The organism is Haladaptatus sp. DYF46, assembly GCF_021083305.1.
Taxonomy (GTDB): domain Archaea; phylum Halobacteriota; class Halobacteria; order Halobacteriales; family Haladaptataceae; genus Haladaptatus.
In genome coordinates this window covers 402,736-416,479 of sequence record NZ_JAJFAY010000002.1, presented here as the reverse complement: position 1 = coordinate 416,479, position 13,744 = coordinate 402,736, and the positions used below count along the sequence as shown (strand labels likewise).

The following is a 13,744-nucleotide window of genomic DNA, read 5'->3' as shown; positions in this document are numbered from 1 at the left end:
GGGGGATATAACGGATGCAACAGTGAGCGCCGAAAATATAAGCGAGCCTTTCCACGCCGAAACCGGAGGGGTTTGGGCGGATGGTCGACCCTACCGACCGAACCGGCGCTGTCGGTTCTTGTAATCGAGAATCCCGCGGAGGTAGTCTCGCTTGCGGAAATCGCGCCAGTTCACGTCGGTGAAGTACAGTTCGGAGTACACGGACTGCCAGATCATGAAGTCCGAGAGGCGTTCCGCGCCGGTCTTGATGACGAGGTCCGGATCCGTCGGGAAGACGAGTCGGGATTCGATTTCCGCCTCGTCGATGTCGTCCGCGGCGACGGACCCCGCCTCGACGTCCTCCGCGACCGCGCGCACCGCCTCGGCGAACTCGTGTTTGCCGCCGAGACCGATGCTCACCTGAATCGGCGCGTCGGCGGGCGTGAGGTCGTCGGGGCCGCGAACGGCGATGGTTCGAGGCGCACGCACGTTCTCCAGTTCGCGCTGGAGGGTCGGCACCGCGCCGGAATCCAGTACGCTCACGTAGACGGTGATTCGCTCCGCGCCGTAGTCGAACGCCCACTGGAAGAACGATTCGAGCGTCTCGTACGCTCCCTGTTCCAACAGATCGCGTTCCGTGATGACGACGGCGATGTGACTCGGCGGGTCGGCGTCGTGTCGTCGGACGCGGGCCGTGAGGTACTGGTCGTAGAGTCCCACTGCGATGGGGTTGCCGCTATCGACGCTTAAACGTCACGCCCTGCGACGTTCGGGAAGATTAAGTGCCCGTCCGCGAAAACGAAACTCGTGACTACGAGCATTCGGCGGGCGGCGGCGTTCGCGGCGGTCGCGACGCTGTCCCTCGCCGCCTCGGTGCTGGTGGCGGGTGTGGCCGCGCTGTTCGCCGCGGCGGGTGCGGTCGCGCTCGTCATCGACGACGGCCCGCTGTTCGACCTCTTCGCACGACCGAGCGACCGGAGTGAAGGACGACTCCGCGGCCTCGCCGCCTTCTCCTTTGGGACGGCAGCCCTCGCCATGCTCGTCATGCTCGTCGATTTACCGACGAGCGTCTTCGCCGCCGCCGTCTGCCTCCTCGCCTACGGCAACCTGACCGAACAGGTCGTCCGAACCCGGAGCGACGCGACCATCACCGCGACGGCCGGGTTCGCGGTCGGCGGGTTCTTCGCCGCCGTTCTCGCTCAAATCGTCGTTCGAAGCGTCCAAGGGAGCCCCGTGGAGCCTGTGATTCCCGAAATCGTCTTCCTCGCCGCGAGCGGCGCGCTGTTGGCGGGACTCCTCCGGTCCGTCCTCTTCGAGCGCGACGACCCGCTCGTCATGTTTTCGGTCGCCCTCCTGTTGTGGCTCTTCACCGACCTCACGATGACCGTGACGGAACTCGACATCGTCCTCGCCATCACCATCACCGTCGGGTTCGGCTACGTCTCGTGGGCGCTCGACACGGCGTCCGTGACCGGGATGCTTACCGGCATCCTCCTCGCGCTCCTCACCATCGTTCTCGGCGGCTATCCATGGTTCGCCGTCCTCATCTCCTTTTTCGCGCTGGGCGGACTTTCCACGAAGTTCAGATACGAACAGAAACGCAAGAACGGCGTCGCGGAAGCGAACGAAGGTGCACGCGGCGGCGGGAACGTCCTCGGAAACGCCGCGGTGGCGCTGGTCGCGGTCCTCGCCTTCGCCGCCAGCGACCGACTCCCCGTCGCCGAGAGCGTCTTCCTCTTCGCCTTCGCGGGGAGCATCGCCGCCGCCATGAGCGATACATTATCGAGCGAAATCGGCGGCGTCTTCGACAATCCGCGACTCATCACGACGTGGCAACCGGTGGCCCCCGGAACCGACGGCGGCGTGACGTGGCAGGGCGAGGTGGCCGGTGCGCTCGGGTCGACCATCGTCGCGCTCATCGCCGTCACGCTGTTCGGTTCCATCGGGGCGCTCGGCGGTGCCGTCATCGCACTGGCGGGCATCGGCGGCATGACGGTCGATAGCCTCCTCGGCGCGACGGTGGAGGGCGAGGGACTCGGCAACCAGAGCGTCAACTTCCTCGCCACCCTCTCGGGGGCGCTCCTCGGTGCCGGGCTCGCGTTGCTGGTGGGTCTGGCGTCGTGATTCGACCCGCGACGGCGGACGACCTCGGCCGCCTACAACGGATTCGAACGTGGCTCCCCGAGCCCACGCCGGGGCTGCTCGAAACGGCGATTTCGGAGGGGTCGGTCCTCGTTTCGACGGCGGACGGCGTTCCCGTCGGCTACGTTCTCACGATGGTCGCGAACGACGCCTACATCGCCGAACTCGTCGTGGAACCGACCCACCGGGAGGAGGGCCGGGCGACACGGCTCATCGGCGCGGCGCTCGATACGGCCCGCGACGAGGGGTGTTCCAGCGCGTCGTTGACGGTTCACGAGGAAAACGATGCCGCACGGTCGCTGTACGAGTCGTTGGGATTCGAACGTCGCGGTCGAGAACCGGAGTACTACGCGGACGGCGGGGACGGACTGCTGTTCGAAAAACGGCTGTGACTACCGGCGCAGGAGTTGGTCCGCGGTGATGATGCGAACCGTCGTCGGCTTTTTGACGAACTCGCCCTCCTCGCGGGCGATGATTTGCTCGACGCCGCGCTGGGCGGACACGTCGAGGATTCGCTGATTCAGGACGCCGTCGATGACGACGGCGTGCGGCACGGGTTCCGCTTCCGCGATGGTCGCGAACGTCTCGGCGGCCGGTGCGTCGGCGAGTATTCCGAAGTCGTCGTCCAGCAGTCGCACGATGTCCGATTCGTCATCGATGACCGCCTTCGTGTGGCCGCGGAGCGTCATCGGTTCGGGGTCCGTCTCCGATCCCGCTTCGGCTTCCGAGGCCGATTTCGGGTCGGCGTCGATGTCGCCGTTTTCGTCGCCCGACGCGTCGGGTTCGTCGCCGTCTGCCCCGCTATCGGTTTCGGTCTCGTTGGCGGTTTCGGCTTCGCCGATTGTTCCGGCCTCGTGTCCGTCTTCGGTTTCGTTTTCCCGTTCGACTGCGGCTTCGCTTCCGCCGTCCTCGTTGCTCTCCGTCTCGACGGAGGGTTCCATCGGTCGTACCGTGGCCTCGTCGGTTTCGGGTGCGGGGAACGTGCTGCCGTCGGTCGCGGCCATGACCGTCTCGTCCGCTTCGAATCGGTCGAACCGCCGTTTCCCCCGCAGCGAGGCCATCACCTCGTCCCGGGAGAGGTCCTCGACGGATTTCCCGTGCGGGGCGACGGCGACGTAGTCGATGTCGCCCACCTGGTCGAGTTCCTTCAGAATCAGGTCGCCGCCTCGGTCGGCGTCGAGAAACGCGGTTGTGGTCCGTGCTTGCGTGAGGTCCGCGACGGTGTCGGGGACGTTCGTCCCTTCCACCGCGATGGCGTTTTTGACGCCGTATCGGAGCAGTGTCAGCACGTCCGAGCGGCCTTCCACGACGATGATGGCGTCGCTGTCGGTGACGTTCGGTCCCGCCGGGAAACCTTCGTATTCGGTGATGTCCTCGACGCGGATGCTCTGGCGGACTTCGTCCAGAATCTCCTGGCTGGTCATCACGCTGTCGTCGAACGAGGATGCGAGCAGGTCCTTCGCTCGGTCCACGACTTCGCGGCGTTTCGCGGCGCGGACGTCTTCGATGCTGGCGATGCTGACGCTGGCGCGACAGGGACCGACGCGCTCGATGGTTTCGAGCGAGGCCGCCAGAATCGCCGTCTCGACCTTGTCGAGACTGCTGGCGATGGTGATGGTGCCGAACGACTGGCCGTGTTGGCTTTCGATGTGAACGTCGATACGGCCGACTTTGGATGACTGTTGGAGGTCGCGTAAATCGAGGTCGTCGCCGAGGAGACCTTCGGTTTGGCCGAAGATCGCCCCGACGACGTCACTGCGTTCTACCACCCCGTCGGCGGTAATGTCTGCGTGAATGAGGTATTTCGCTGTATCGTCCATGAGTGATGAACTGCCCTCGGAGAGGGCGTGATTGTGATGCGTCCATGAACGTCGCCATGGATACGTCTCAATTTGGCGCTCCAACGCCCAAATACCTGTCGTCACGGCGGTTCAGTCCGGCGATTTTACGACAATTTTTGCGATAAATCCATCCTCGTCGGTACGCGGTGAATTCTCCGTCCTACCGATTCAATTCTCGGAGATGTTCGCCACCGTGTGCGAGCGACGCCAACGGATCCTCGGGGTCGTCGTGTTCGTAAATCAACCAATCCGCCCCGACTTCCTTCGCCGTGTTCGCACACGCCGTCAGGTCGACGTCTCCGTCGCCGAGTTCGACCGGTTTCCCGTGGCGCGTGTCCTTCATGTGGACGAGCGGAACGCGGGACCCGAGCGACCGCAGGAGAGCGGTCGGGTCCTGACCCGCGGCGACGGCCCACCCGACGTCGAGTTCGATTTCGACCTCGGACTCCGAGCAGAAGACGTCGAAGCCGGTTTCTCCGTTTACGGACGCGAACTCGTGGTCGTGGTTGTGATAGCCGAGCGAGGTGCTGTGGCCCTCCACTCGTGCCACCAGTTCGTCCAATCGACGGGCCGTCCGGGTCGCCGCTTCCGTGCTCTCGAAGTGGGAGGCGTCGAGGTAGGGGACGACGACCCAGTCGCATCCGAGTCGGTGGTACTCGCGTGCGACCAGTCCGGGTTCGTCCTCCAATTCGCCGATGGGGACGTGGGCGGCGGCGACCTCCAACCCCGCATCGTCGAGCGCGTCGCTGACGTCCGCGGGGTCGGCATCGCCCAGTCCCGCGAACTCCACGCCGTCGAATCCCGCCTCGCCGACCCGTGCGAGCAGGTCGGGGAGCGGTTCGTTCAGTTCGCGGAGCGTGTACAGTTGAATCGCGGTTCGCGTCATGGTTCCTACGTGGAACGGCAACTGATTTAGTGATTGTTCTCCCGTATCTCCGCGCCGCGTTCGCCATCCCGTTTCGCCCCTTTCATCCTTTTCCCTTTCCGACCCGACCTCGACCGTCCGTTCACCCATCGTTCACTCGTCGCTCACCCATCGTTCACCCATCGACGGGAACGGTGCGATAGTCCCTTTCGAAGAGTATTTCTCTTCGAAATGGTGGTACGAAAAACTTTGGTAACTCTTATCACCGTTCGATCATACGTTCGGATAATGATTCCCGATATCGGACGAATCGGCTGGACCGTCGTTTTCGCGGTACTCATCGTTTTCACGATTCCATGGTTCCTCTGGGGCGACGGACAGGTCGTCTACGGCCTGCCGGTTTGGCTCTGGTGGCACATCGGCTGGATGGTCGTCGTGTCACTCGTGTTCAGGGCGTTTGCGAACCGTGCGTGGGGCATCGGCATCGAGGAGGGAGCATGAGCGATACGGCGCTCCAGTTGGGCGTCATCGGCGGTTATCTCGTCCTCTCGCTGCTCGTCGGCCTTCTCGCGTATCGGCTGACCGACCGGAGCGCCGAGGACTACTACCTCGCCAGTCGGACCTTCGGAACCGTCGTCCTGCTGTTCACGACGTTCGCGACCCTGTTGTCCGCGTTCACGTTCTTCGGCGGGCCGAACGTCGCCTACGGGTCCGGCCCGGAGTGGATTCTCGTCATGGGGCTGATGGACGGGGTGCTGTTCGCCGTCCTCTGGTACGTCGTCGGCTACAAGCAGTGGCTCCTCGGGCGCGAACACGGCTACGTCACGCTCGGCGAGATGCTGGGCGACCGGTTCGGGTCGCCCGTCCTCCGCGGCCTCGTCGCCGGAATCAGCCTCTTCTGGCTGTTCCCCTACGTGATGCTCCAACAGGTCGGGGCCGGAACCGCGCTGGAAGCCCTGACCGGCGGCGACGTCTCCTACGCCGTGGGCGCGGGTCTCGTCACCGTGTTCATCATCGCCTACGTCGTCCTCTCCGGGATGCGTGGCATCGCGTGGACCGACACGCTACAGGGCGCGTTCATGCTCGTTATGGTCTGGGCCGCCACGTTCTGGGCACTCACCGAATTCGGCGGCATAAGCGCCGCAACCGCGGGGATGGCCGAGTCGAACCCCGGATTCCTCTCGCTCGGCGGCGTCCCGTACTCCCCGCAGTGGATGCTCTCGCAGGCCATCGGCATCGCCTTCGGCGTGGCGATGTTCCCGCAGGTCAACCAGCGATTCTTCGTCGCTCGCTCGAAGACAGTCCTGAAGCGCACGTTCTCGCTGTGGCCCCTGCTCGTCGTCCTGCTGTTCGTCCCCGCGTTCATGCTCGGCGCGTGGGCGCGCGGCCTCCCCATCGACGTGCCGGAGAACGGCAACGTCCTCCCCGTCGTGCTCTCCGAGTACGCCCCCGCGTGGTTCGCCGCGCTGGTCATCGCCGGTGCGATGGCCGCGATGATGTCCTCGTCCGATTCGATGCTCCTCTCCGGGTCGTCGTACTTCACCCGCGACCTCTACCGCCCGTTCGTCGATCCGAATGCGAGCGACGGTTGGGAGGACACCCTCGGACGAATCGGCGTCGCCGTCTTCGCAATCGCCGCGTTCGTCGCAAGCCTGTACACCCCCGGTACCATCACGACCATCGGTTCGACGGCCTTCGGCGGGTTCGCCCAACTCGCGCTCCCCGTCATCGTCGCGCTCTACTGGAAGCGCGTGACGCGAACGGGCATGTTCGTCGGCATCATCGGGAGTCAGGCGTTCTACCTCGCCAGCGTGTTCCTGCCGTTCGTGCCGGACACCTACGGCGGGTGGCTGGCCTCCGTCGTCGGGATGGTCATCGGTTTGGTGTTGACAGTTTCGGGGTCCGTCGTGACCTCGCCCGCACCGACCGAAGAGCGGGACCTCTACTTCGACCTCCACGCCGACTAGCATCCGGTGGTTTTCGTCGATGTAAATCGGCCAGTCTCGTTTCACCTGTCTCTGAACGTTTCACTCGTTTTGATTTCCACACGGACAACGATAGCGGGGTTTTGAACTTCCAGAAAGCCCCCGACCGCTCGTTACGAGTTCTATTTGGAAACGACTGAGTCGCAGCTATTGAGAAGCAGACTTCGAAAGCCCCCGCCCGCTCGCGGTTGCTGGTGCGAGATATTCTGGCCGCTCCGCAACACACGGCCAGAATAGTGGCCCGCACAGCAACCACGCAAGCGCGACCGGACGGCCCCTTTCAGTCCCACCTCGCACCGCGACAGCTACCGCAAACCACGTCCTCCCCAGCCGATTGTGTTTCTCGACCTTCGGCCTGCGATACTCATCCCTCGCGTGATAGCTATCAGGTCCGCGGCCGACCGCTGGCCGCGGACCTTCTGGCGCACGCGCCGGAGTGGTTGGCCCAGTTTCGCATATCTGAACTTCCACCATGGCGCGTGCTGGCGGGACGATGCGGCCACTCTCGGCCGCGTCGGTTCGCTGTAGCGTGCGAGGGATGAGCACCGCAACGAAGTGAGGAGCGCAATCGGTTGGGGAGGGTGTGGCTAATGCTGTGCTGTGCGGAAGCGTGGTATGGGTGGACTGAAAGGGGCCGCCCGGTCGCGTTTACGTGGTCATCTCGGCGACCGTTATCGGGGACCGGGCGTTGTGGAGAGGTCCCCGATATGTTGTCGAGTGGCCGCGACCGGGCGGGGGCTTTCGAAGACATCTTCTCGGTAATTACAATCACACTAGAGTCAGTATTCTTTCGTAGCGAGCGGGCGGGGGCTTTCCGAGACTTCTCATCTCTGCAGTGAGAGTCGACCCCGAACCTCCCTTGTAGCGACTGGTCTACGGTTTTTGAAGTAATCGCGTCGTCCCTTCGCACCCTCCAAATCCGTTGACGACGGCTTTAAACCCGTTTCGTGAGAATCCCCGCCCATGCAAACGCACATCGTCCCGGTCGGCTTCGACTACGACCGGCTCATCGCGCCCCTCGTGCGCGACCAACTCGACGTGGACCGCGTCATCCTGTTGGAGGGTGCGGTCGGCAGCGAGGCAAACGTCGAGTACTCTCGCAACCTCTCACGAAAGCTGGGCAAGGACTTCGAGAACCTCCTCGGCGCGGAAACCGAGCGCGTCGTCATTGAGGACGTGTACGACTACGACACCGCGTTCGAACAGGCTTACGACCGCATCAACGCCGAACTCGACGCCGGTGGGGAAGTGTGGGTCAATGTCAGCGCCATGCCCCGCACGGTGAGTTTCGCCTTCGCTACCGCGGCCCACTCCATCATGGTGGAACGGCAGGAGGACCGCGAGAAGATTCACACCTACTACACCGCCCCGGAGAAGTATTTGGAGACGGAACTCGCCGAGGAACTGCGCGAGGAGACGAACCTCCTCGAATCCGTGCTGAACGGCGAGGTGGACGAGGGGAGAATCGAGACGCACCTCGAACGCGCCCGCGACCTGCTCTCGGAGTTCGACGAGCGCGGAACGACCATCGGCGCGAAACGCGTCGGAACGGGGCACATCGTGGAACTCCCCGTCGCCTCGTTCTCGAACGTCAAGCCGTTCGAGGAACTCATCCTGTTCACGCTCGGCGAACACGGCCAGTTCGAGAGCGTGAGCGAACTCGCCCAGACCTTGGCCCGCGACCTGAACGAGGAATACACCGACAGCTTCCGGTCGAAAGTCATCTACAATGTCGATAGGCTCGGACCGGGCGGAAAGGGCTACATCGAACAGGAAGAGGAGGGCAAATCCTACCGCACCCGCCTCTCACGAATCGGGGAACTGTGGGTGCGGTCGCACACGAACGGCGACGCGTAAGGGGACTTCCGGGACACGCGCAAGGAGACTTCTGGGACGCTTTTCACACCGATTCCTGAAACGACGGAACCGTCAGTCGTTGACCGCGTGAAACTCGGCGAGCACATCGTCGGGGACCGGGTTACAATAGTCGAACTCCTCGTTTCGACAGAGCCGGTCGAAGTCCGTATCGGTCGTGACGATTTCATCGGCGTCGTGTTCGCGTGCCAGTGCTACGTACAGACTGTCGAACACGTCGTGATTCTTGTCGGCGCTTATGTCGTACGCTTCGAGCATCGTCTCACGGCTTGCCGACACGATTTCGAGCGGTTGGTCGAGAAGCGACGAAACCGCGTTTCGCGCGGCAACGGTTTCGATTCCCCACCGACTGGTCAACACCCATTGCACTCGAAGCGGGAGGTAGTCGAAAACGAGCAGCGTCTCGTCGCCAGCGAATCCCGGCCGAAGGCGTTTTTCGACGTACGGATGACCGGGATGGTCATCGACCACTGCGATGGCGAGCGCGTTCACGTCGAGGAGAAGCCTATTCGTCACCGAACGTCGCCTCCCCGGCATCGTGGAAGGCTTCGTCGCCCCAGTCTTCGCCGCGACGAATCGTTACGATACCCTCACGCTTCGGATGCAGGTGGATATCTCCATCGTCGGTCGTGAACTCGAACGTATCGCCGGGTCGCATTCCCAGTCGCTTCCGCACTTCCTTTGGTATCGTGATACGCCCCCGGCCGTCCATCTCTACTTCACCCATTGGAATTCACCCATCTCACCATACCCACCGAAGAAGCTTAAGGATTCGTCTCCAACTTTTCGATTCGCGTCGTAAGCGCTAAAAACGTCGCCAGCAGGGTGATTGTGACGGCTCCGGCGGCCGCGATTTCGTGGACGGGCGAGGGATGAGTGAAACCGTTCACCAACTCCTGCTGTGCCGGAAGCGTCGTGTGGTGTGGCGTGCCGACGATGGGAACGAAGTAGTCCACGAGGTCGTTGAAGCCGTACCAGACGACGGCGACGAAGACGGCACCCACGGGAAAGTCGCTGTAGCGGTGAATGAGGAACGCCTCCACGACCATGGCGAGATGGCTACAGAACAGGAAGGCGTACATCGGCCAGCCGACGCCGATGAAGCCGGAGAAGAACGTCGCCAGCACGAACGGCGTCCACAGACCGAGTTGGATACAGCCGAAGAAGGCGAGCATGTTCACCCACTCGTTGTTCCGTCCGAGTTTCCACAGGGCGAGCGAGAGCGCGATGAACAGCGTCGCCATCGGACTGTCGGGGACGAAAAGCCACATCGAGGTCGGTTCGGCGGCGAACTGCCACGTAATCAGGGGGTCCGAGAACGGGTACGGATGGAAGCCGTAGTACCAAAACCCGAACGCGGTGCCGACGAGGTTGATTATCACGATTGGCCACGCCATCCGCAAGCCGAAATCCTCCAGCCATTGCGGGAGTGGTGCGACGTACCACGGAAGGCGTTCTCGCGGCGGGAGGGTCGTCATATCCACGGCGAGGAATTGTCGAGGCAAAGAGGCTTCGGTTGGTGTTTCACCGGATTTGCCGTTCCGCAATCGATACGTCTTAACCCTCCCCTTCGCTACGGCCATGCATGGCAGAGCCAACCGACATCGAGGAACTGAAGCGCGGCACGGAACTGGTCAAGCGCGGCTTCGCCCGCATGCAGAAGGGCGGCGTCATCATGGACGTCGTCAACCCCGAACAGGCCCGCATCGCGGAGGACGCGGGCGCGGTCGCCGTCATGGCGCTCGAAGCCGTCCCGGCGGACATCCGAAAACGCGGCGGCGTGGCGCGAATGGCCGACCCCGCCGACGTCGAGGAGATCATCGACGAAGTGTCGATTCCGGTGATGGGCAAGGCGCGAATCGGCCACACGACGGAGGCCCAAATCCTCGAATCCATCGGCGTGGACATGATCGACGAGTCCGAGGTGCTCACCCCGGCGGACGAGAAGTACCACATCGACAAGCGCGAATTCACCTCGCCGTTCGTCTGCGGCGCGCGCAACCTCGGCGAGGCGCTCCGCCGCATCAACGAGGGAGCGGCGATGATCCGAACCAAGGGCGAGGCCGGGACGGGCGACGTGAACCAAGCCGTCCACCACCAGCGAACCATCAAGGGTGCGATTCGTGAGCTTCAGGGAAAGACCCACGAGGAGCGCGAGATGCTCGCCCGCGACCTCGAAGCGCCCGCGGAACTCGTCCACGAAACCGCGGAAGCGGGCCGACTGCCGGTCGTCAACTTCGCGGCGGGCGGCATCGCGACGCCCGCCGACGCGGCGCTGATGATGCACCACGGCTGTGACGGCATCTTCGTCGGGTCGGGCATCTTCGGTGCAGAGGACCCCGTGCTGATGGGCAACGCCATCGTGGAAGCGACGAACAACTGGGACGACCCGGAGCGCCTCGCCGACATCAGCAAGGACATCGGCTCGGGCATGAAGGGCGAGGCCAACGTGGACCTGCCCGACGAAGAGAAGATGCAGGGTCGCGGAAACTGAGCGACGCACTGACACGTTCTCGCCGCGTTTCCCTGTGTTCTCCTCGCTTTCTTGCGTTTTCCCTGCATTCTCCCCGCGTTTTCCCGATTTCGATTCGGAACGAATGACGACCGCGTCGGTCGGTTTGTCCGAGTATCAGTCGGTTTGCGCGTAGGTCATTCGAACCAGCGTCTCCACGCCGCCCTCCGGAACCTCCATCTCGGGGTCGAACAGTTCGAAACCGACCGATTCGTAGTAGGGCACCAGTCCGCGACGGCAGAGCAGGGAGAGACCGACGACGCTCTGGAGGTCGGGATGGCCCACGACCGCTTCCATGAGTTCATTGCCGAATCCTTCGCCGCGGCGGTCGGCGGTGACGATGACGTCGAACACGTTCGCGTAGTACGTGTAGTCGGTCAACACCCGCGCGGCGGCCACGAGGTCGCCGTCACGGGACTCGGGGGTCTCGCACTCGACGCCGACGGCGACTTCGGTTTCCGAGAGCGCGTTTCGAACCCCCTCCACGCTCCGGTCCTCCCACCACTCGTACTCCTCGTACAGTTCGGTCAGTTCGCGGGCGTCGTCGGGCGTGAGGTTTCGAACGCGACCCATTCGTCACACCGGTTTTTCGCGCCGAAACAATGCTCTTTTGATACATTGGGGACCGTTAGCACGGCTGCTCGGCGGCTTCCTCGGTGGCGTCGCCGACGACGAGAGGAGGCACGGAAAAACCGATAACTGGACGAGTCGGACGTTTATTCGAAGTCCCGCCGCATGGCGATTTCGAACCACGGGCAGAGACGCAGTTGGCGGTACCAGCGCGGGTTCTCGTACAGGCGCTCGTAGGGGACCCACATCACGCCGCCGACTTCCTCCTCGACGGGGTCGAGCGATTTGTCCGTCAGGGTGAGTTTGAGGACGGAACAGACCTCGTGTTCGACGCCTTCCTGCGGATAGTATCGCTTGTACTCGAACGCGTCCGTCACACGTAGGTCGTCGTACTGGTCGGGCGAGACGCCGAGTTCATCTTCGAGACGCTGCCGCGTGGCCGCCTCTTGTGACTGACCGGGTTCGGGGTGGGACGCGACGGTGCCGTCCCAGTAGGTGTCCCAGAGGCGCTTCGTCGGCGAACGCTGTGCGAGGAGGATGTTGTCGTCCTCGTCGAAGATGAGGGCGGTGAACGCTCGGTGGCGGATACCGTCGCCCATGTGGGCGTCGAGTCGGTTCACGATGTCCACTTCGTTGTCGTCGCCGTCCACGGCGACGACGTTCTGGCGGGCGTTCTTGTGGCGCTCTTCAGTCTCGGCGCTCTCCGCGGTTCCACCCGTCGAGTCGGCGGCGTTGTCAGTGCTCATACCGCAATAGAGAACCATCCGTTTCAAACGTTCTTCGGAAATCGTTCGAGGCGAACTCGTGTTACGACCGAATTCGTGACGGTGTCCTATCGACCCGAAGTCGCGCCATTTACCTTCGCGCGAGTTCGAGTATCGCCCAATGACCGACGCCGCTACCGCCGGAGAGGAGGACTACTCCGGGTTGTTTGGCGCGTTCCGTTACAGCTTTCGCGTCTCGGACTCGCTCGTTTTCCGGTTGTACGTCATCTTGAGCTTCGTTCTCGGGATACTCCTCGCGTTCACGTTCGTCCTCGCGCTGGTGCGCTGGTTCTACCTCACGCTCGGCCACTCCGCGCTGGAGACGACGTCGAACGCCTTTCTCGGCGTCATCGCGCTCTTCGTCCTCGGCCCGCTCTTCGCGCCCGTCCTGTTCGTGGCTCGTCGGCACCGACGCGACGAAGGGGACGATGCGAAGTACGATTCCAGCCTCGCGCTTTCGGGTGTCCTCTTTCTGATTTCGCTGTACGTCGGCGTCGTCATCTCCGTTCCGTCACAGTACCAGTCGGCGAACGCCGGTGCGCTCGGACGTTTCCTCTACTCGCTCCCGCAGTTGTCGGGTCTCCTCCCACCCCTCGCCGCGGCGTTGCTCATCTTCGCCCTCCATCGGTTTTTGCGGTAGCGGACGGAGCGCAACCCGGAAAAGGCACCGCGACATACTCCCGGCCATGACCGAAAAGACGAGCACGTTCCTCGTCACACACGCCGAAGACGACTCGGCGGTGTTGAAGGACGTTCACGACGGACAGGTACACACCCTGTCGAGCAACCCCGGCGTCGAAGCGGACGACGCCGTCGAGGCGACGGTCGAACCCGAACCCCCGATGGAGGTGACGTGGTCCGTCGTCGAAATCGACGACCGGCGACCCCTCACGGTTCACGAGAGCGACGAACCGCCGACGAGCCACGAGCGGGACATCGCCGCCGAACAGGGGGTTGGCGACTTGGAACGCACCGAACGCGCCGGAATCGGCGAGATTCACGTCCTGTCGGTCCCGTCGGAGGAAACCGAAGACGCCGTGGCCGACGTGCTGGACGACGAGGGAACGCTCTCGCGTGCGGCCCGACTCGGCGTGAATCGCGTGGAGGTGCGGTCGGAGGACGGAACGGTGAGCGTTCGGTATTTGCCATAGGTTCGTCCATTTTGTTCGCTTGTCGTGACGGACGAGTCAGAAGCTTCGGTTACAGTTGTC

At 63.5% G+C, this 13,744-nt stretch carries 16 protein-coding genes; 8 read left to right on the top strand and 8 right to left on the bottom strand.

Translation table 11 applies throughout. The features are described from left to right. Positions 1 to 90: 90 nt before the first annotated feature. Entirely contained in the window at positions 91 to 699 is a 609-nt protein-coding gene (locus tag LJF34_RS13295; protein WP_231185497.1) for an undecaprenyl diphosphate synthase family protein, read from the bottom strand. Positions 700 to 786: 87 nt separating this feature from the next. Here LJF34_RS13295 and LJF34_RS13290 point away from each other — a divergent pair, with 87 nt between their 5' ends. Both LJF34_RS13290 and LJF34_RS13285 read left to right on the top strand, forming a co-directional pair. Next, complete coding sequence (locus LJF34_RS13290; RefSeq protein WP_231185496.1) at positions 787 to 2,103, top strand: DUF92 domain-containing protein; 1,317 nt, start codon at positions 787 to 789, stop codon at positions 2,101 to 2,103. After that, positions 2,100 to 2,513 (top strand): N-acetyltransferase, encoded by a 414-nt coding sequence (locus tag LJF34_RS13285; RefSeq protein WP_231185495.1) that lies wholly within the window; start codon positions 2,100 to 2,102, stop codon positions 2,511 to 2,513. Before LJF34_RS13290 ends, LJF34_RS13285 begins: the two co-directional genes overlap by 4 nt. Here the strand turns inward: LJF34_RS13285 and dnaG are convergent, their stop codons facing one another. Further along, positions 2,514 to 3,941: a DNA primase DnaG gene (gene dnaG / locus LJF34_RS13280; protein ID WP_231185494.1), complete on the bottom strand. Its 1,428-nt coding sequence runs from the start codon at positions 3,939 to 3,941 to the stop codon at positions 2,514 to 2,516. It lies immediately after the preceding gene. Positions 3,942 to 4,122: 181 nt separating this feature from the next. Continuing rightward, positions 4,123 to 4,848, bottom strand: coding sequence for a sugar phosphate isomerase/epimerase (locus LJF34_RS13275; protein ID WP_231185493.1), 726 nt, complete (start codon positions 4,846 to 4,848; stop codon positions 4,123 to 4,125). Positions 4,849 to 5,115: 267 nt separating this feature from the next. On the opposite strand from LJF34_RS13275, the gene LJF34_RS13270 reads away from it, so the two are divergent. From LJF34_RS13270 to LJF34_RS13260, 3 genes are all read left to right on the top strand, one after another. Further along, the gene (locus tag LJF34_RS13270; RefSeq protein ID WP_231185492.1) at positions 5,116 to 5,328 is read left to right on the top strand and encodes a DUF3311 domain-containing protein; all 213 of its coding nucleotides are present in this window, start codon (positions 5,116 to 5,118) and stop codon (positions 5,326 to 5,328) included. Next, complete coding sequence (locus tag LJF34_RS13265) at positions 5,325 to 6,794, top strand: sodium:solute symporter family protein (protein WP_231185491.1); 1,470 nt, start codon at positions 5,325 to 5,327, stop codon at positions 6,792 to 6,794. Before LJF34_RS13270 ends, LJF34_RS13265 begins: the two co-directional genes overlap by 4 nt. Positions 6,795 to 7,775: 981 nt before the next feature. Further along, positions 7,776 to 8,669, top strand: coding sequence for a DUF6293 family protein (locus tag LJF34_RS13260; RefSeq protein ID WP_231185490.1), 894 nt, complete (start codon positions 7,776 to 7,778; stop codon positions 8,667 to 8,669). A gap of 72 nt (positions 8,670 to 8,741) precedes the next feature. Here LJF34_RS13260 and LJF34_RS13255 read toward each other — a convergent pair whose 3' ends face one another. From LJF34_RS13255 to LJF34_RS13245, 3 genes are read right to left on the bottom strand one after another with little or no spacing between them, the layout of a single operon-like run. Further along, positions 8,742 to 9,203: a type II toxin-antitoxin system VapC family toxin gene (locus LJF34_RS13255; RefSeq protein WP_231185489.1), complete on the bottom strand. Its 462-nt coding sequence runs from the start codon at positions 9,201 to 9,203 to the stop codon at positions 8,742 to 8,744. Further along, a complete protein-coding gene (locus LJF34_RS13250) occupies positions 9,193 to 9,414 on the bottom strand; it encodes an AbrB/MazE/SpoVT family DNA-binding domain-containing protein (protein WP_231185488.1) in 222 nt (73 codons plus the stop codon). Before LJF34_RS13250 ends, LJF34_RS13255 begins: the two co-directional genes overlap by 11 nt. A gap of 37 nt (positions 9,415 to 9,451) precedes the next feature. Continuing rightward, a complete protein-coding gene (locus LJF34_RS13245; RefSeq protein ID WP_231185487.1) occupies positions 9,452 to 10,165 on the bottom strand; it encodes a DUF1405 domain-containing protein in 714 nt (237 codons plus the stop codon). 107 nt (positions 10,166 to 10,272) lie between these two features. Here LJF34_RS13245 and pdxS point away from each other — a divergent pair, with 107 nt between their 5' ends. Next, the gene (gene pdxS, locus LJF34_RS13240) at positions 10,273 to 11,181 is read left to right on the top strand and encodes a pyridoxal 5'-phosphate synthase lyase subunit PdxS (protein ID WP_231185486.1); all 909 of its coding nucleotides are present in this window, start codon (positions 10,273 to 10,275) and stop codon (positions 11,179 to 11,181) included. Between the two features lie 135 nt (positions 11,182 to 11,316). Here the strand turns inward: pdxS and LJF34_RS13235 are convergent, their stop codons facing one another. Together LJF34_RS13235 and LJF34_RS13230 are read right to left on the bottom strand one after the other, a co-directional pair. After that, positions 11,317 to 11,772, bottom strand: a complete 456-nt coding sequence (locus LJF34_RS13235) for a GNAT family N-acetyltransferase (RefSeq protein ID WP_231185485.1) — start codon at positions 11,770 to 11,772, stop codon at positions 11,317 to 11,319. Positions 11,773 to 11,915: 143 nt separating this feature from the next. After that, a complete protein-coding gene (locus LJF34_RS13230; protein ID WP_231185484.1) occupies positions 11,916 to 12,515 on the bottom strand; it encodes an NUDIX domain-containing protein in 600 nt (199 codons plus the stop codon). Positions 12,516 to 12,654: 139 nt separating this feature from the next. Between LJF34_RS13230 and LJF34_RS13225 the strand changes: the two genes are divergently transcribed. After that, complete coding sequence (locus LJF34_RS13225) at positions 12,655 to 13,173, top strand: hypothetical protein (RefSeq protein WP_231185483.1); 519 nt, start codon at positions 12,655 to 12,657, stop codon at positions 13,171 to 13,173. Positions 13,174 to 13,219: 46 nt separating this feature from the next. Next, positions 13,220 to 13,684 (top strand): DUF5812 family protein, encoded by a 465-nt coding sequence (locus LJF34_RS13220; RefSeq protein WP_231185482.1) that lies wholly within the window; start codon positions 13,220 to 13,222, stop codon positions 13,682 to 13,684. The last annotated feature ends 60 nt before the right edge of the window (positions 13,685 to 13,744 follow it).

What these genes read in the sequence shown, in the direction of transcription:
- dnaG (WP_231185494.1), bottom strand. Translation starts at nt 3,941, where the DNA reads ATGGACGATACAGCGAAATACCTCATTCACGCAGACATTACCGCCGAC.
- LJF34_RS13275 (WP_231185493.1), bottom strand. Translation starts at nt 4,848, where the DNA reads ATGACGCGAACCGCGATTCAACTGTACACGCTCCGCGAACTGAACGAA.
- LJF34_RS13270 (WP_231185492.1), top strand. Translation starts at nt 5,116, where the DNA reads ATGATTCCCGATATCGGACGAATCGGCTGGACCGTCGTTTTCGCGGTA.
- LJF34_RS13265 (WP_231185491.1), top strand. Translation starts at nt 5,325, where the DNA reads ATGAGCGATACGGCGCTCCAGTTGGGCGTCATCGGCGGTTATCTCGTC.
- LJF34_RS13260 (WP_231185490.1), top strand. Translation starts at nt 7,776, where the DNA reads ATGCAAACGCACATCGTCCCGGTCGGCTTCGACTACGACCGGCTCATC.
- LJF34_RS13250 (WP_231185488.1), bottom strand. Translation starts at nt 9,414, where the DNA reads ATGGGTGAAGTAGAGATGGACGGCCGGGGGCGTATCACGATACCAAAG.
- LJF34_RS13245 (WP_231185487.1), bottom strand. Translation starts at nt 10,165, where the DNA reads ATGACGACCCTCCCGCCGCGAGAACGCCTTCCGTGGTACGTCGCACCA.
- pdxS (WP_231185486.1), top strand. Translation starts at nt 10,273, where the DNA reads ATGGCAGAGCCAACCGACATCGAGGAACTGAAGCGCGGCACGGAACTG.
- LJF34_RS13235 (WP_231185485.1), bottom strand. Translation starts at nt 11,772, where the DNA reads ATGGGTCGCGTTCGAAACCTCACGCCCGACGACGCCCGCGAACTGACC.
- LJF34_RS13230 (WP_231185484.1), bottom strand. Translation starts at nt 12,515, where the DNA reads ATGAGCACTGACAACGCCGCCGACTCGACGGGTGGAACCGCGGAGAGC.
- LJF34_RS13225 (WP_231185483.1), top strand. Translation starts at nt 12,655, where the DNA reads ATGACCGACGCCGCTACCGCCGGAGAGGAGGACTACTCCGGGTTGTTT.
- LJF34_RS13220 (WP_231185482.1), top strand. Translation starts at nt 13,220, where the DNA reads ATGACCGAAAAGACGAGCACGTTCCTCGTCACACACGCCGAAGACGAC.